17 protein-coding genes and 1 tRNA gene are annotated in these 16,820 nt (G+C 60.0%); all 18 read left to right on the top strand.

Features of this window, described 5'->3' with window-relative positions; translation table 11 throughout:
- Positions 1 to 33 precede the first annotated feature (33 nt).
- The 18 genes from secG (at position 34) to ACEOAC_RS16390 (ending at position 16,817) form a co-directional block, all read left to right on the top strand.
- On the top strand, positions 34 to 408 hold the full coding sequence (secG, locus tag ACEOAC_RS16475; RefSeq protein ID WP_413443470.1) for a preprotein translocase subunit SecG: 375 nt from the start codon (positions 34 to 36) through the stop codon (positions 406 to 408).
- A 109-nt stretch (positions 409 to 517) separates the two neighbouring features.
- Positions 518 to 602 (top strand) — tRNA-Leu (locus ACEOAC_RS16470).
- 119 nt (positions 603 to 721) lie between these two features.
- Positions 722 to 1,081: an NADH-quinone oxidoreductase subunit A gene (locus ACEOAC_RS16465; RefSeq protein ID WP_006712939.1), complete on the top strand. Its 360-nt coding sequence runs from the start codon at positions 722 to 724 to the stop codon at positions 1,079 to 1,081.
- 3 nt (positions 1,082 to 1,084) lie between these two features.
- Positions 1,085 to 1,561: a NuoB/complex I 20 kDa subunit family protein gene (locus ACEOAC_RS16460; RefSeq protein WP_006712940.1), complete on the top strand. Its 477-nt coding sequence runs from the start codon at positions 1,085 to 1,087 to the stop codon at positions 1,559 to 1,561.
- Between the two features lie 9 nt (positions 1,562 to 1,570).
- Positions 1,571 to 2,167, top strand: a complete 597-nt coding sequence (locus tag ACEOAC_RS16455) for an NADH-quinone oxidoreductase subunit C (RefSeq protein WP_039876418.1) — start codon at positions 1,571 to 1,573, stop codon at positions 2,165 to 2,167.
- On the top strand, positions 2,167 to 3,420 hold the full coding sequence (locus ACEOAC_RS16450; protein ID WP_006712942.1) for an NADH-quinone oxidoreductase subunit D: 1,254 nt from the start codon (positions 2,167 to 2,169) through the stop codon (positions 3,418 to 3,420). The genes ACEOAC_RS16455 and ACEOAC_RS16450 overlap by 1 nt, the downstream gene beginning before the upstream one ends.
- A 92-nt stretch (positions 3,421 to 3,512) precedes the next feature.
- Positions 3,513 to 4,004, top strand: coding sequence for an NADH-quinone oxidoreductase subunit NuoE (gene nuoE, locus ACEOAC_RS16445; protein WP_006712943.1), 492 nt, complete (start codon positions 3,513 to 3,515; stop codon positions 4,002 to 4,004).
- Positions 4,001 to 5,296 (top strand): NADH-quinone oxidoreductase subunit NuoF, encoded by a 1,296-nt coding sequence (nuoF, locus tag ACEOAC_RS16440; protein ID WP_006712944.1) that lies wholly within the window; start codon positions 4,001 to 4,003, stop codon positions 5,294 to 5,296. Before nuoE ends, nuoF begins: the two co-directional genes overlap by 4 nt.
- 83 nt (positions 5,297 to 5,379) lie before the next feature.
- Positions 5,380 to 7,707 (top strand): NADH-quinone oxidoreductase subunit NuoG, encoded by a 2,328-nt coding sequence (gene nuoG / locus ACEOAC_RS16435; protein ID WP_413443469.1) that lies wholly within the window; start codon positions 5,380 to 5,382, stop codon positions 7,705 to 7,707.
- 2 nt (positions 7,708 to 7,709) lie between these two features.
- Positions 7,710 to 8,780 (top strand): NADH-quinone oxidoreductase subunit NuoH, encoded by a 1,071-nt coding sequence (nuoH, locus tag ACEOAC_RS16430; RefSeq protein ID WP_006712946.1) that lies wholly within the window; start codon positions 7,710 to 7,712, stop codon positions 8,778 to 8,780.
- A gap of 21 nt (positions 8,781 to 8,801) precedes the next feature.
- Positions 8,802 to 9,290 (top strand): NADH-quinone oxidoreductase subunit NuoI, encoded by a 489-nt coding sequence (nuoI, locus tag ACEOAC_RS16425; RefSeq protein ID WP_006712947.1) that lies wholly within the window; start codon positions 8,802 to 8,804, stop codon positions 9,288 to 9,290.
- A gap of 135 nt (positions 9,291 to 9,425) precedes the next feature.
- Entirely contained in the window at positions 9,426 to 10,085 is a 660-nt protein-coding gene (locus ACEOAC_RS16420; protein WP_077235635.1) for an NADH-quinone oxidoreductase subunit J, read from the top strand.
- Positions 10,086 to 10,103: 18 nt separating this feature from the next.
- Positions 10,104 to 10,412: an NADH-quinone oxidoreductase subunit NuoK gene (nuoK, locus tag ACEOAC_RS16415; protein WP_006712949.1), complete on the top strand. Its 309-nt coding sequence runs from the start codon at positions 10,104 to 10,106 to the stop codon at positions 10,410 to 10,412.
- Positions 10,413 to 10,527: 115 nt separating this feature from the next.
- On the top strand, positions 10,528 to 12,618 hold the full coding sequence (gene nuoL, locus ACEOAC_RS16410) for an NADH-quinone oxidoreductase subunit L (protein WP_413443468.1): 2,091 nt from the start codon (positions 10,528 to 10,530) through the stop codon (positions 12,616 to 12,618).
- Between the two features lie 22 nt (positions 12,619 to 12,640).
- Positions 12,641 to 14,131 carry an NADH-quinone oxidoreductase subunit M gene (locus ACEOAC_RS16405; RefSeq protein WP_077235637.1) on the top strand — a complete coding sequence of 497 codons (1,491 nt, stop codon included), beginning with the start codon at positions 12,641 to 12,643 and terminating at the stop codon, positions 14,129 to 14,131.
- A gap of 158 nt (positions 14,132 to 14,289) precedes the next feature.
- Positions 14,290 to 15,798, top strand: coding sequence for an NADH-quinone oxidoreductase subunit NuoN (gene nuoN, locus ACEOAC_RS16400; RefSeq protein ID WP_039876426.1), 1,509 nt, complete (start codon positions 14,290 to 14,292; stop codon positions 15,796 to 15,798).
- A 12-nt stretch (positions 15,799 to 15,810) separates the two neighbouring features.
- Positions 15,811 to 16,125: a DUF2818 family protein gene (locus ACEOAC_RS16395; RefSeq protein ID WP_006712953.1), complete on the top strand. Its 315-nt coding sequence runs from the start codon at positions 15,811 to 15,813 to the stop codon at positions 16,123 to 16,125.
- Positions 16,126 to 16,241: 116 nt separating this feature from the next.
- On the top strand, positions 16,242 to 16,817 hold the full coding sequence (locus tag ACEOAC_RS16390) for an NUDIX domain-containing protein (protein ID WP_006712954.1): 576 nt from the start codon (positions 16,242 to 16,244) through the stop codon (positions 16,815 to 16,817).
- The last annotated feature ends 3 nt before the right edge of the window (positions 16,818 to 16,820 follow it).

The raw sequence follows: 16,820 nt of genomic DNA, 5'->3' as shown, positions 1-16,820 counted from the left end.
GGCAATTGAAACATCAAGAGTGGACTTGTTTAAATGAATACTTTGTTTTTGGTTGTGGTTGTAGTTCAGGTGCTGGCGGCGCTGGCGATCATCGGTCTGGTGCTGTTGCAGCACGGTAAAGGTGCCGACATGGGGGCAGCCTTTGGCTCCGGCGCGTCCGGCAGCCTGTTTGGTGCCACCGGGTCGTCGAACTTCCTGTCCAAGTCGACCGCCGTGGCAGCCGGCATCTTCTTCGTCGCGACCCTGGGTCTGACTTTCATCGGCAATCATCACGTAGCGCAAAGCGGCGGCGTGATGGATAATCTGCAGGCGCCGGCCGCTCCTGCCCAACAAGCTGCGCCGGCGGCTTCTGCTGCTCCGGCTGATGCTGCCAAGCCGGCCGACCAGTCGAATCAGATTCCGAAATAAGCCTTTGCGCATTCTGGAATAATCCCGGAATAAACATAGAAGAATCTTTCTTTTTAGCTGATTGTGCATTGAACAAGAGTAACAAATGAAGGTACAATAGCAGTCTCAGGCCGACGTGGTGAAATTGGTAGACACGCTATCTTGAGGGGGTAGTGGCGAAAGCTGTACGAGTTCGAGTCTCGTCGTCGGCACCATAGAAATGAAATGAAAAGCCAGCGAAGGTCCTAGTGCCTGAGCTGGCTTTTTGTCGAGGAAGTTTCTGATTGATATTGAGAATCATTCCCATCGATAAACCAACGCATAGCGGCCAATCGTGAACCTCGAAAATTACTTCCCAGTCCTCCTGTTTATTCTTGTCGGCATCGGTGTCGGTGTCGCTCCCCAGCTCCTCGGTCGTCTTCTCGGTCCGCACAAGCCGGACGCTCAAAAAACTTCTCCTTACGAATGCGGTTTCGAAGCATTCGAAGATGCGCGCATGAAGTTCGATGTGCGCTACTACCTGATCGCCATCCTGTTCATCCTGTTTGATCTGGAAACCGCCTTCTTCTTCCCTTGGGGCGTGTCCATGCGTGAGCTGGGCTGGCAAGGTTTCGTCACGATGATGGTCTTCATCGCTGAATTTGTTGTCGGATTTTGGTACATCTGGAAAAAGGGTGCCCTGGATTGGGAGTAAGCCATGTCTATTGAAGGCGTATTGAATGAGGGGTTTGTTACCACCTCGCTGGATAAGGTAATCAACTGGACCCGTACCGGATCCCTGTGGCCCATGACCTTCGGTCTGGCCTGCTGCGCGGTTGAAATGATGCACGTCGGTGCTTCGCGTTACGACCTGGACCGCTTCGGTGCGGTGTTCCGTCCGTCGCCGCGCCAGTCCGACCTGATGATCGTGGCCGGCACCCTGTGCAACAAGATGGCGCCGGCACTGCGCAAGGTCTACGACCAGATGCCGGAGCCGCGCTGGGTCATTTCCATGGGCTCCTGTGCCAATGGCGGTGGTTACTATCACTACTCCTACTCGGTGGTGCGCGGTTGCGATCGCATCGTGCCGGTGGACGTGTACGTTCCGGGTTGCCCGCCGACGGCTGAGGCACTGCTGTATGGCGTGATCCAGTTGCAGAACAAGATCAAGCGCACCAACACCATCGCGCGCTAAGAGGGCAGTATGACGACAAAATTGGAAACTCTCGAAGCCGCCCTGCGTAATGCGCTTGGAGGGTATCTTCAGAATCTGACCGTGGCCCTCGGTGAAGTCACCGTGGTGGTCAAGGCGGCCGACTATCTGTCGGCCATGCGCGTTCTGCGTGACCATGCCGACACCCGCTTCGAGCAGCTGCTCGATCTGTGCGGCGTGGACTATTCGACCTATGGCGACGGCGCCTGGGAAGGCCCGCGCTTTGCCGTGGTGTCGCACCTGATGTCGATTGCGCACAACTGGCGTGTGCGTGTGCGCGTGTTCGCACCGGATGACGACCTGCCCATCGTGGCATCGGTCGATCCGATCTGGAATTCGGCTGGCTGGTACGAACGCGAAGCCTTCGACTTCTACGGCATCCTGTTCGACGGCCACCCCGACCTGCGCCGCATCCTGACCGACTATGGTTTCATCGGCCACCCGTTCCGCAAGGACTTCCCGGTGTCGGGCTATGTCGAAATGCGCTACGACGCCGAACAGAAACGCGTCATCTATCAACCCGTGACGATCGAGCCGCGCGAGATTACTCCGCGCATCATTCGTGAAGAAAACTACGGGATCAAATAATGGCAGAGATCAAAAACTATACGCTGAACTTCGGTCCCCAGCACCCGGCCGCGCACGGTGTGCTGCGTCTGGTGCTGGAGCTGGACGGTGAAGTCATCCAGCGCGCCGACCCCCATATCGGTCTGCTGCATCGTGGCACCGAAAAGCTGGCCGAGCAGAAGACCTTCCTGCAGTCCGTGCCTTACATGGACCGCCTGGACTACGTCTCGATGATGAGCAACGAGCACGGTTATGTGCTGGCCATCGAGCGTCTGCTGGGTCTGGAAGTGCCGCTGCGCGCGCAGTACATCCGCGTGATGTTCGACGAGATCACCCGCCTGCTGAACCACCTGATGTGGATCGGCGCGCACGCGCTGGACGTGGGTGCAATGGGCGTGCTGCTGTATGCCTTCCGCGAACGCGAAGACCTCTTTGACTGCTACGAAGCCGTTTCCGGCGCCCGCATGCACGCGGCCTACTACCGTCCGGGTGGCGTCTATCGCGACCTGCCGGACAGCATGCCGCAGTACAAGGCTTCGATCGTGCGCAACGAGAAGGCCATCCGCGAACTGAACGAAAACCGTCAGGGTTCGCTGCTGGACTTCATCGAAGACTTCACCAACCGTTTCCCGACCTATGTCGATGAATACGAGACCCTGCTGACCGATAACCGTATCTGGAAGCAGCGTCTGGTGGGCGTGGGCGTGGTCTCGCCGGAACGTGCGCTGCAGATGGGTTTCTCCGGTCCGATGCTGCGTGGCTCGGGCATCGCCTGGGATCTGCGCAAGAAGCAGCCGTACGAAGTGTACGACCTGATGGATTTCGATATTCCCGTGGGCAAGAACGGCGACTGCTACGACCGTTACCTGGTGCGCGTGGCTGAAATGCGCCAGTCCAATCGCATCATCAAGCAGTGCGTGGAATGGTTGCGCAACAACCCGGGTCCGGTCATCACCGACAACCACAAGATCGCTCCTCCCAAGCGTGCGGACATGAAGTCCAACATGGAAGACCTGATCCACCACTTCAAGCTGTTTACCGAAGGTTTCCGCGTGCCTGCCGGCGAAGCGTATGCCGCCGTCGAACATCCGAAGGGTGAGTTCGGTGTCTACCTGGTCTCGGACGGTGCCAACAAGCCGTACCGCCTGAAGATCCGCGCCCCGGGCTTTGCCCACCTGCAGGCCCTGAACGAAATGGCCAAGGGTCACATGATTGCCGACGCGGTCACCATCATCGGTACCCAGGACATCGTGTTCGGGGAAATCGACCGGTAAGTCGAACGAGAGTAAGAGTCAAGGCGGGCTTCGATGAGAAGCCCGTCAGGTTTGGGGAATATCCAATAACCGCGCAGTAATGATGCGCATGGATGGCCAACGATATGCTGTTAAGTCAAGAAGCCCTTAAGAAGATCGATCGCGAACTCGCGAAATACCCGGCGGATCAACGCCAGTCCGCGGTCATGTCCGCACTGCGTATCGCCCAGGTGGAACATGGCTGGTTGCCGGCCGAGTTGCAGCAGGAAATCGCCGACTACATCGGCATGCCCGCCGTGGCTGTGCAGGAAGTTGCGACCTTCTACAACATGTTCAACACCAGCCCGGTGGGCAAGCACAAGATCACCGTGTGCACCAACCTGCCGTGTCTGCTGTCGGGTGGCGAACGCGCCGCCCATCACCTGAAGCACAAGCTGGGCATCGATTATCGTGAAACCACGGCCGACGGCCAGTTCACGCTGATGGAAGGCGAATGCATGGGGGCCTGCGGCGACGCACCGGTCATGCTGGTCAACAACCATCAGATGTGCAGCTGGATGTCCAACGAAAAGATCGACGCGCTGCTGGAGGAACTGAAGAAATGACCTGCCTGCACGACCGCCACATCAAACCGCTGATCCTCGCCGACCTGAATGGCGAGAACTGGCACCTCGAGGATTACGTCAAGCGCGGCGGCTATGAGTCGCTCAAGCGCATCCTCAACGACAAGATCACGCCCGAACAAGTCATCGCCGACCTCAAGGCCTCCGGCCTGCGTGGTCGCGGTGGCGCAGGTTTCCCGACCGGCCTGAAGTGGAGCTTCATGCCCCGCCAGTTCCCGGGCCAGAAGTACCTCGTCTGCAATACAGATGAAGGCGAACCGGGTACCTTCAAGGACCGCGACATCATTCGTTACAATCCGCACGCGCTGATCGAAGGCATGATCATCGGCGGTTACGCGATGGGTATCACCGTCGGCTACAACTACATCCACGGCGAGATCTTCGCCGAGTACGAGCGCTTCGAGGCTGCTCTGGAAGAGGCGCGCGCCGCCGGCTTCCTGGGCGACAACATCCTCGGTACCGGCTTCAGCTTCCAGCTGCATGCGCACCATGGTTATGGTGCCTACATCTGCGGAGAAGAAACGGCGCTGCTGGAATCGCTGGAAGGCAAGAAGGGCCAGCCGCGCTTCAAGCCGCCTTTCCCGGCCAGCTTCGGCCTGTACGGCAAGCCGACCACCATCAACAACACCGAGACCTTTGCGGCCGTGCCGTTCATCTTCCAGGTAGGCCCGCAGGCCTACGCCGAGATGGGCAAGCCCAACAACGGCGGCACCAAGATCTTCTCGATCTCGGGCGACGTCGAGCGTCCGGGCAATTACGAGATCCCGCTGGGCACGCCGTTCTCCACCCTGCTGGAACTGGCAGGTGGCATGCGCGGCGGCAAGAAGATCAAGGCAGTCATTCCTGGCGGCTCGTCCGCTCCGGTGATCCGTGGCGATGTCATGATGGACACCACCATGGACTACGACGCCATCGCCAAGGCCGGCTCGATGCTGGGTTCGGGCGCGGTGATTGTGATGGACGAGACCCGTTGCATGGTCAAGTCGCTGCTGCGCCTGTCCTACTTCTACTACGAAGAATCCTGCGGCCAGTGCACGCCGTGCCGCGAAGGCACCGGCTGGATGTACCGCATGGTGGAGCGTATCGAGAATGGTCACGGCAAGATGGAAGATCTGGACGTGCTCAACTCGGTGGCCGACAACATCCAGGGGCGCACCATCTGTGCGCTGGGTGATGCAGCGGCCATGCCGGTACGCGCGTTCGTGAAGAATTTCCGTGAAGAGTTCGAGTACCACATCGAGCACAAACACTGCCTGGTTCCGGCATACATCTGAACAGGGCAGGGGATGCCGGGCGGAATGCGATGAGCCTTCCGTCGGTATCGTTGGCAAAGAATATTTAGCTTGGGCAAACAGCCATGGTTGAAATCGAAATAGACGGCAAGAAGGTTGAAGTGCAGGAAGGCAGCATGGTCATGGACGCTGCCAACAAGATCGGCACGTACATCCCTCACTTCTGCTATCACAAGAAACTGTCCATCGCGGCTAACTGCCGCATGTGCCTGGTCGAGGTCGAAAAGGCCCCGAAGCCGCTGCCTGCCTGCGCCACGCCCGTGAACAACGGCATGATCGTGCGCACCGCCAGCGACAAGGCCGTCAAAGCCCAGAAGGGCGTGATGGAATTCCTCCTGATCAACCACCCGCTGGATTGCCCCATCTGCGACCAGGGTGGTGAGTGCCAGCTGCAGGATCTGGCCGTCGGTTACGGCGGTTCTTCCTCGCGCTACCACGAAGAAAAGCGTGTCGTGGAGCCCAAGGACGTTGGTCCGCTGATCTCCATGAAGGAAATGAACCGCTGCATCCATTGCACCCGCTGCGTGCGCTTCGGCCAGGAAGTGGCCGGCGTGATGGAGTTGGGCATGCTGGGTCGCGGTGAACACTCCGAGATCACCACCTTCGTCGGCAAGACCGTGGACTCCGAGCTGTCGGGCAACATGATCGACCTGTGCCCGGTCGGTGCCCTGACCTCCAAGCCGTTCCGCTACAGCGCCCGTACCTGGGAACTGTCGCGTCGCAAGTCGGTGAGCCCGCACGACAGCGTCGGCGCCAACCTGATCGTCCAGGTCAAGGGCGGCAAGGTCATGCGCGTGCTGCCCTTCGAGAACGAAGAAGTCAACGAGTGCTGGATCTCCGACAAGGACCGTTTCTCCTATGAGTCCCTGGACAGCGCCGAGCGCCTGACCAAGCCCATGCTGAAGCAAGACGGCAAGTGGCAGGAAGTGGATTGGCAGACCGCGCTGGAATACGTTGCCCACGGCCTGCGCAACATCCGTCATGAACATGGTGCCGATGCCATCGCCGCACTGGGTACCCCGTACTCCACGCTGGAAGAACTGAACTTGCTGCAGAAGGTGGTGCGCGGTGTCGGTTCGGACAACGTCGACTTCCGCCTGCGTCAGTCCGACTTCGCTCTGGATGGCCAGGTCAAGCCGTGGCTGGGCATGTCCATCGTCGAGTTCTCGCAGCTGAACCGCGTCTTTGTGATCGGCTCCTTCCTGCGCAAGGACCACCCGCTGCTGTCGGCCCGCCTGCGCCAGTCCGTCAAGAGCGGTGCCAAGCTCAGCGTGCTGCACGCGACCGACGACGACCTGCTGATGCCGGTGGCCAACAAGATCATCGCCGCTCCTTCGGCATGGCTGTCCGCCCTGGCCGAAGTGGCCGTGGCCGTGGCCGAAGCCAAGGGCGTGGCTGCTCCCGCCGCTTATGCCGGCGTGACCGCCTCCGATGCTGCCAAGACCACCGCCGCCAGCCTGCTGTCGGGCGAAGGCCGCGCCGTGTTCCTGGGCAATGCCGCCGTCCAGCATCCGCAAGCTGCACAACTGCACGCTGCGGCCCAATGGATCGCTGAACAGACCGGTGCCAAGCTGGGTGTGCTGACCGAAGGCGGCAACGCCGTCGGTGGCTACCTGGCCAACGCCGTACCGACACCGGGCAAGGGCGCCAACGCTGCCGCCGTGTTCGCACAGCCGCGCAAGGCCTACCTGCTGCTGAACGCCGAGCCGGAACTGGACAGCCATGACCCGCAAGCCGCGCGTGCTGCCCTGAACCAGGCCGAGATGGTCGTGGTCATGTCGGCCTTCAAGCATGGTGCCGACTACGCCGACGTCCTGCTGCCGATCGCTCCGTTCACCGAAACCTCCGGCACCTTCGTCAACGCCGAAGGCCGTGCACAAAGCTTCAACGGTACCGTCAAGCCGGCCGGCGATGCGCGTCCAGGCTGGAAGGTTCTGCGCGTGCTGGGTAACCTGCTGGAGCTGGAAAACTTCGACTACGAGACTTCCGAATCCATCCGCGATGAGCTGCTGGGCAAGGAAACCGACCTGTCGGCCCGCCTGAACAACGCTGCCTCCGTGCAGCTGCAGGCAGTTGCTGCTGCTACTGGTAGCGTGGAACGCGTGGCCGATGTGCCCATCTACTTCGCCGACGCCGTTGCCCGTCGTTCCGCACCGCTGCTGGAAACCCGCGATGGCCAGGCGCCCAAGGCATGGCTGTCGGCTGCACTGGCGACCAAGCTGGGCGTGGCCGAAGGCGACCAGGTCAAGGTCAAGCAAGGCTCCGGCAGCGCTGCGCTGACTGCAGCCATCGATAAGAAACTGCCGGAAAACGTGGTCCGCGTCGCTGCTGCGCACGCCTCCACCGCTGCACTGGGCGGCATGTTTGGCGCAATCGTCGTGGAGAAAGCGTAAAAATGGATCACCTGATCGCCCAAATCAACAACGTAGGCCCGGCCTACCTGGGTCCGACCCTGTTCACCCTGGTGTGGACGCTGGTCAAGATCCTGGTGGTGATGGTGCCGCTGCTGGTGTGCGTGGCCTACATGACCTACTGGGAGCGCAAGCTGATCGGCTGGATGCACGTGCGTCTGGGCCCGAACCGCGTCGGTCCTGCCGGTCTGCTGCAGCCTATCGCTGACGCCGTCAAGCTGATCTTCAAGGAAATCTCGACTCCGTCCAAGGCCAACAAGGCGCTGTTCTACCTGGCCCCGGTGATGACCATCATGCCGGCGCTGGCCGCCTGGGCTGTGGTGCCGTTCTCGCCCGAGCACGTGCTGGCCAACGTCAACGCCGGCCTGCTGTACCTGATGGCCATCACATCGATGGAAGTCTACGGCATCATCATCGCCGGCTGGGCCTCCAACTCGAAGTACGCCTTCCTGGGTGCCATGCGCGCTTCGGCACAGATGGTGTCCTACGAAATCTCCATGGGCTTCTGCCTGGTGGTGGTGCTGATGGTCTCGGGCAGCCTGAACATGACTGACATCGTCATGGGCCAGACTACCGGTCATTTCGCCAGCATGGGTCTGAACTTCCTGTCCTGGAACTGGCTGCCGCTGCTGCCGATCTTCGTGATCTACTTCGTCTCCGGCGTGGCCGAGACCAACCGTCACCCGTTCGACGTGGTGGAAGGTGAATCCGAAATCGTGGCCGGTCACATGATTGAATACTCGGGCATGTCCTTCGCCATGTTCTTCCTGGCGGAATACGCCGCGATGATCCTGATCTCGATCCTGACCGCACTGCTGTTCTTCGGCGGCTGGTCGGCTCCGGTATCGGCGCTGGACTTCATCCCGGGATGGATCTGGCTGGGCTTGAAGACCTTCTTCTTCCTGTCGCTGTATGTGTGGATTCGCGCATCGTTCCCGCGCTACCGCTATGACCAGATCATGCGTCTGGGCTGGAAAGTGTTCATTCCGCTGACCCTGGTGTGGCTGGTGGTCGTGGCGATCTGGATTCAGTCGCCGTGGAATATCTGGAAATAAGTTGGAAGGCTGAGGCTAAAAATGGAAGCTATTAAGGATTTTTTCGGCAGCCTGATGCTCCGCGAGCTGTTCAAGGGCCTTGCCCTGACCGGTCGCTACCTGTTCAAGCGCAAGATCACGGTGCAATTCCCTGAGGAAAAGACACCGATGTCGCCGCGTTTCCGTGGTCTGCACGCACTGCGTCGCTATCCCAACGGTGAAGAGCGCTGCATCGCCTGCAAGCTGTGCGAAGCGGTCTGCCCGGCGATGGCCATCACTATCGAATCAGAGCAGCGTGCCGACGGTACCCGTCGCACCAGCCGCTACGACATCGACCTGACCAAGTGCATCTTCTGCGGTTTCTGCGAAGAATCCTGCCCGGTCGACTCGATCGTTGAAACGCACATCCTGGAATACCACGGTGAAAAGCGGGGCGACCTGTACTACACCAAGGAAATGCTGCTGGCAGTGGGCGACCGTTACGAAAACGAAATCGCCGCCGCCCGTGCCGCTGACGCCGCCTACCGTTGATCGGTACTGCCGGGCCACCTGAAGGCGGCCGGGCAGGGTGGTGGAAGGCTGGCAGGAATCTGTTGGATGTATTGCGATGGGATGGCCGCAACTGCGGTCCCCGTGCTGATTGAATGAACCAACTTCTGGTTGATTATGGAATTTAAAACTGTCTTGTTCTACGTGTTCGCGGTGATCCTGGTGATTGCCGCCGTACGCGTCATCACGGCCCGCAACCCGGTGCATGCCGCGCTGTTCCTGGTGCTGTCCTTCTTCTCGGCAGCCGGTCTCTGGATGCTGCTCAAGGCCGAATTCCTGGCCATCGTGCTGGTGCTGGTCTACGTCGGCGCGGTGATGGTGCTATTCCTGTTCGTGGTGATGATGCTCGATATCAACCTGGACAAGCTGCGCGAAGGCTTCTGGGGTTACTTCCCGCTGGCTGCCACCATCGGCGTGATCATTGTGCTGGAGATGGCCGCGGTCCTGCTGCGCAGCTTCTGGGTGTCCGAATCGCAGGTGCCGGCCGCATCCGACACGCTGGGCCAGACCAAGCCGCTGGGCAAGCTGATCTTCACCGAATACGTGTACGCCTTCGAAATCGCCGCCGTGATCCTGCTGGTGGCCATCGTCGCCGCAGTTGCATTGACCCTGCGCAAGCGCAAGGACAGCAAGTACTTCGACCCGGCCCAGGCGGTCAAGGTCAAGGCATCGGACCGCGTGCGTCTGGTCAGCATGCCGGCCGAATCCACCCGCAACGCGCCGGCCACCGATGCCGCCGTCGTGGCCGACAAGCCGGCCGCCGGTCAACAATCTTAAGAAGGGCGAACAAGAATCATGGCAATCACGCTCTCCCACTACCTGATCATCGGCGCGATCCTGTTCGCGATCTCGATCGTCGGTATTTTCCTGAACCGCAAGAACATCATCGTGCTGCTGATGGCGATCGAACTGATGCTGCTAGCGGTCAACATGAACTTCATTGCTTTCTCGCATTACCTCGGTGACGCGGGCGGACAGATCTTCGTGTTCTTCATCCTGACCGTGGCCGCGGCTGAGTCCGCGATCGGTCTGGCGATTCTGGTGGTGCTGTTCCGTAACCTGGATACCATCAACGTGGAAGACCTCGATAGCCTCAAGGGCTGAGTCGGCATCCGCAGCATCCTGTTTTTGCGTTCTGGTTTGGATTTCATTTAAAGATGGGAGGCCCCCTTGCAGCAGATGGTGCAAGCGGGGCAGCCAATAAGCGATAAGGTTCATCATGGCTGGGCAACTTAACCCACATCTTCTTCTTGCTGTACCCCTGGCGCCGCTGGCAGGCTCGGCCATCGCCGGTCTGCTGGGTACCAAATTCTTCGGCAACGTGGTTGGCCGCAAGGTGTCGCACACCGTGACCATCCTTGGCGTGCTGATCGCCGCCATCATCTCGATCCAGACCCTGCTCGCAGTGCTGGATGGCGCCACCTACAACGGTACGCTGTACAACTGGATGACGGTGGCAGGTCTCAAGCTGGAGATCGGCTTCATGGTCGACAGCCTGACCGCGATGATGATGTGCGTGGTGACCTTCGTGTCCCTGATGGTCCACATCTACACCATCGGCTACATGGCCGAGGATGAGGGCTACAACCGCTTCTTCTCCTACATCTCGCTGTTCACCTTCTCCATGCTCATGCTGGTCATGAGCAACAACTTCCTGCAACTGTTCTTCGGTTGGGAAGCGGTGGGTCTGGTGTCCTACCTGCTGATCGGTTTCTGGTACACCCGTCCGACCGCCATCAAGGCCAACATGAAGGCCTTCCTGGTCAACCGTGTCGGTGACTTCGGCTTCATCCTGGGTATCGGCCTGCTGCTGGCCTACGCCGGTTCGATGAACTACACCGAAGTCTTCGCCAAGCGTGCGGAACTGGCTACGCTGACCTTGCCGGGTACCGACTGGATGCTGCTGACCGTGGCCTGCATCTGCCTGTTCGTGGGTGCGATGGGTAAATCGGCGCAGTTCCCGCTGCACGTCTGGCTGCCTGACTCGATGGAAGGTCCGACCCCGATTTCCGCGCTGATTCACGCTGCGACCATGGTGACGGCCGGTATCTTCATGGTGACCCGCATGTCGCCGCTGTTCGAACTGTCCGATACCGCACTGTCCTTCATCCTCGTGATCGGAGCCATCACGGCGCTGTTCATGGGCTTCCTGGGCACCATGCAGAATGACATCAAGCGCGTCGTGGCTTACTCCACGCTGTCGCAGCTGGGTTACATGACTGTCGCACTGGGTGCGTCGGCCTACTCGGTGGCCGTGTTCCACCTGATGACCCACGCCTTCTTCAAGGCGCTGCTGTTCCTGGGTGCGGGCTCGGTCATCATCGGCATGCACCACGATCAGGACATGCGCAACATGGGCGGCCTGCGCAAGTACATGCCCATCACCTGGATCACCTCGCTGCTGGGTTCGCTGGCCCTGATCGGTACTCCGTTCTTCTCCGGCTTCTACTCCAAGGATTCGATCATCGAAGCCGCAGCCGAGTCGCACCTGCCGGGTTCGGGCTTCGCCTATTTCGCCGTGCTGGCCAGCGTGTTCGTGACCGCCTTCTACTCGTTCCGCATGTACTTCATGGTCTTCCATGGCAAGGAACGTTTCGGCCAGGCCCATGCACATGACGAGCATCACGCACCGGCTGCCGCCCACGGCGTGCACGACGACCACGCGCATGATGCCCATGACGATCATGGCCACGATGAACATCACCATGGTCTGGCTCCTGGACAGAAGCCGCACGAGTCGCCGCTGGTGGTGACCCTGCCGCTGATCCTGCTGGCCATCCCCTCGGTCATCGTCGGTTTCTTCGCGATCTCGCCGATGCTGTATGGCGATTTCTTCAAGGGCGTGATCTTCTTCGGTGAAAACCACAAGGTCATGGAAGAGCTGGCCCACGAATACCACGGTCCGGTGGCCATGGTGCTGCATGCCTTCACCAGTGCGCCGCTGTGGCTGGCCATTGCAGGTGTGGTCGTGGCCTACTACTGCTACATGATCAATCCGCGCGTTCCGGCCTGGTTCAAGGAAAAGTTCAGCATCATCTACACCATCCTGGACAACAAGTACTACATGGACAAGTTCAACGAAGTCGTCTTCGCTGGCGGTGCCCGCCTGCTGGGTAGCGGCCTGTCCACCGTGGGCGACCGTGGCCTGATCGACGGCCTGTTCGTCAACGGCAGCGCCAAGGTTGTTGGCTGGTTCTCGAAATTCACGCGTCTCTGGCAGTCCGGTTACATCTATCACTATGCATTCGTGATGATCATCGGGGTGCTGGGTTTCCTGGTGTGGTTCATGCCGTTCCCGTTCGCCAAATAAGCTGTCCGAGTAAATAACAACCATGATGCAGTCAACATTTCCCATCTTGAGCCTTGCGATCTGGGTACCGATCGTCTTCGGCATCCTCGTCCTGGCACTGGGCCGCGACAGCAATCCGGCGCTCAGCCGCTGGCTGGCGCTGTTCGGTTCGCTGGTCGGCCTGGTCGTTACTTTCCCTCTGATCCAGCATTTCGATCCGCTGGCGCACGGTTACCAGTTCGTCGAAAAGACGCCCTGGATCGACCGCTTCAACATCAGCTACTTCCTCGGACTGGACGGCATCTCGCTGTGGTTCGTACCGCTGACCGCCTTCATCACGGTCATCGTGGTGCTGGCCGGCTGGGTGGTGATCCAGAAGCGTGTCGCTCAGTACATGGGCGCCTTCCTGATCCTCTCGGGCATCATGGTCGGCGTCTTCTCGTCGCTGGATGCGATGCTGTTCTATGCCTTCTTCGAAGCGACCCTGATCCCGATGTTCATCATCGTGGGCGTCTGGGGCGGTGACAACCGCGTGTATGCAGCCTTCAAGCTGTTCCTGTACACGCTGCTGGGTTCGCTCCTGATGCTGATCGCGCTGATCTACCTGTACTACGTGTCCGGTGGCAGCTTCGAGATCCCGACCTGGCATCAGGTGCCACTGTCGATGCTGGAGCAGAAGATCCTGTTCTTCGCCTTCCTGGCCGCCTTCGCCGTGAAGGTACCGATGTGGCCGGTGCACACCTGGCTGCCGGATGCCCACGTGCAGGCGCCGACTGGCGGCTCCATCGTGCTGGCGGCGATCATGCTGAAGCTGGGCGCCTACGGTTTCCTGCGCTTCTCGCTGCCGATCCTGCCTGACGCCAGCCATGCGCTGTCCGGCTTCATGATCTTCCTGTCGCTGGTGGCCGTGATCTACATCGGTCTGGTGGCACTGGTGCAGCAGGACATGAAGAAACTGGTGGCCTATTCGTCGATCGCCCACATGGGCTTCGTCACCCTGGGCTTCTTCATGTTCAACGACATGGCAGTGCAGGGCGGCATCGTGCAGATGATCTCGCACGGTTTCGTCTCCGGCGCCATGTTCATGTGTATCGGCGTGCTGTACGACCAGATGCATACCCGCGAGATTTCGCAGTACGGTGGTGTGGTCAACAAGATGCCGCGCTTCGCCTTCTTCTTCATCCTGTTCTCGCTGGCCAACTGCGGCCTGCCGGCCACCTCCGGTTTCGTCGGCGAATTCATGGTGATTCTGGGTGCTGTGAAGTTCAACTTCTGGATCGGCCTGCTGGCGGCCACCGCCCTGATCCTGGGTGCGGCCTACTCGCTGTGGCTGGCCAAGCGCGTCATCTTCGGCGCCGTGACCAACCACCACGTGGCCGAGCTGGTCGATGTGAATGCCCGCGAGTTCTTCATCCTGGGTCTGCTGGCCATCGCTACCCTGGTCATGGGTATCTATCCCGGCATCATCACCGACAGCATCCAGACTTCGGTGACCGACCTGTTGAAGCACGTGGCGGTCTCCAAGATCAACTGATCTGCGCAACAAAGATGTGAAGGGCGGGGCGCTTGCGTCCCGCCAGCCAGAAAGCTGGGCAACAACGAGTAACGAGACGAGCCGGTGTGACATTGCCGGTCGGGCGGCGCGACCGGAAGTCGCGACACAAGCGGGCGAACACAAGCGGTAGTAACTAAATGAATAACATGAATCTGATCCCTGTCTATCCGGAAATATTTCTGCTGATCGCGACTTCCGCGATCCTGCTGATCGATATGTTCCTGCCGGAAAGCAAGCGCGTCATCACCTATCTTCTGTCCCTGGCGGCGCTGGTGGTGTGCGCGGTATTGACCTTTGTTGATCTCAACAGCGGCGCGACGGTCTACACGTTCAACAACATGTTCGTGTCCGATCCGCTGGCCAATCTGTTGAAGCTGTTCACCTACCTGGGTGTGGGTGTGACGCTGATCTACTCGCGCCAGTACAACACTGCGCGCGGCATCACCGGTGGCATGCTGGGCGGCGAATACTACGCCCTGGCGCTGTTTGCCCTGCTGGGCCAGATGGTCATGATTTCCGGCAACAGCTTCCTGTCCATCTACCTGGGCCTGGAACTGATGTCGCTGTCGCTGTACGCGCTGGTGGCCCTGCGTCGTGACCACGCCGCTTCCACCGAAGCCGGCATGAAGTATTTCATCCTGGGCGCGCTGGCTTCCGGCTTCCTGCTGTACGGCATGTCCATGCTGTATGGTGCGACCGGTGGCGCGCTGGAATTGAACGAAGTGTTCCGTGCCATCGTCTCCGGTACCGTTGACCGTACTCCGCTGGTGTTCGGCATCGTGTTCGTGGTGGCTGGCCTGGCCTTCAAGCTGGGTGCCGTTCCCTTCCACATGTGGGTGCCGGACGTCTACCAGGGTTCGCCGACTCCCGTGACCCTGCTGCTGGGTGCCGCTCCCAAGCTGGCCACTTTCGCCATCACCTTCCGTCTGCTGGTCGAAGGCATGCTGCCGCTGGCCGTGGACTGGCAACAGATGCTGATGGTGCTGGCCGTGCTGTCCATCATCCTGGGTAACGTCACCGCCATCGCGCAGACCAACATCAAGCGCATGCTGGCCTACTCGACCATTTCGCACATGGGCTTCATGCTGTTGGGCATGATGTCCGGCGTGGTCGATGGCAACCTGTTCTCGGCCGTGAACGCCTACAGCTCGTCGCTGTTCTATGCGGTGACCTATGTGATTACCACGCTCGGTTCCTTCGGCGTGATCATCCTGCTGTCGCGCTCCGGTTTCGAGGCCGACACCCTGGAAGACTTCAAGGGTCTGAACCAGCGCAGCCCCTGGTTTGCTGCCGTGATGATGATCATGATGTTCTCGCTGGCCGGTATTCCTCCGCTGGTGGGCTTCTATGCCAAGCTGTCCGTGCTGCAGGCCGCCATGGCCACCGGCCAGATCTGGCTGCCGGTGCTGGCCGTGATCTTCTCGCTGATCGGTGCCTTCTACTACATCCGTGTGGTCAAGGTCATGTACTTCGATGAGCCGACCGATACCGCCAAGATCGTCGCCACACCGGAAATGCGCGTGGTGCTGAGCTTGAACGGTATCGCTGCCCTGGCCATCGGCCTGTGGCCGGGTCACCTGATGGATGCCTGCACCAATGCCATCGTCAGCACGCTGGCGACCTTCCTCAGCAAGGTCGTTGCGTAAGGAAGCAGGGAAATGAACGTTTCCCTGTTCAGCTGGATCGTGATCCTGTTGGCCGCCTTCGCGGCCAATTTGCCTTTCTTCAACCAGCAATTGTTCGGCCTCATCCCGCTCAAGCGCGACGCCGCCTGGGTCAAGCCGGTCTGGGTGCGGCTGATTGAACTGCTGGTGCTGTATTTCGGCGTGGGCGTCGTGGCACATTTCCTGGAAGCGGGTATCGGCAACGTCTTTTCGCAGGGCTGGGAATTCTATGCCATCACCGGCTGTCTGTTCCTGGTATTGGCCTATCCCGGTTACGTGATGCGCTACCTGCGCAAGCAGCACGCCTGAACCTGCCAGCAAGAGGCGCCGATCCTGGATCGGCGCCTTTTTTACATCGGAGCCGCCATCCTCGTCCGGCAGCCAATCCCCATTTCATTCCACCACTTTCACACCACGCTCACATCATGGACGCCCATCTCAAAGAGACGCAGAAAGACAGCCACCGGGTCTACGAAGGTCATTTCCTCAAGGTTCAGAAGGACACCATCGTGCTGCCCGATGGCAAGGAAAGCACGCGCGAATACATCAAGCATCCCGGCGCCGTGACGGTGCTGCCCTTGTTCGACGACGGCAGCGTGCTGATGGAGCGCCAGTTCCGTTATCCGCTGGATCGCGTCTTCATCGAGGTGCCGGCGGGGAAGATCGATCCGGGCGAAGATACGCTGGAGTGTGCCAAGCGCGAGCTCAAGGAAGAGACCGGCTATACGGCTACCGAGTGGCAGTACGTCTGCACCATTCACAATGCCATCGCCTATTCTGACGAACATCTGGTGCTCTACCTGGCACGTGGACTGAAGGAAGGGGAGCGCGAGCTGGATGAGGGCGAGTTCCTGGATGTCTACAAGGCGCCGCTTGCCGATTTGCTGGAACAGGTGCGCAACGGCCAGATTACCGACGTCAAGACTGTCATCGGGCTGTTCTGGCTGGAGAAGATCGTCAACGGTAGCTGGACGCCGCCGCAACGCCCGGCTGGCGTCTGACGA

Source organism: Herbaspirillum frisingense, assembly GCF_047325095.1.
Taxonomy (GTDB): Bacteria; Pseudomonadota; Gammaproteobacteria; order Burkholderiales; family Burkholderiaceae_D; genus Herbaspirillum; species Herbaspirillum frisingense.
The sequence above is the reverse complement of the archived record's forward strand: the minus strand, read 5'-3'. Positions and strand labels throughout refer to the sequence as shown.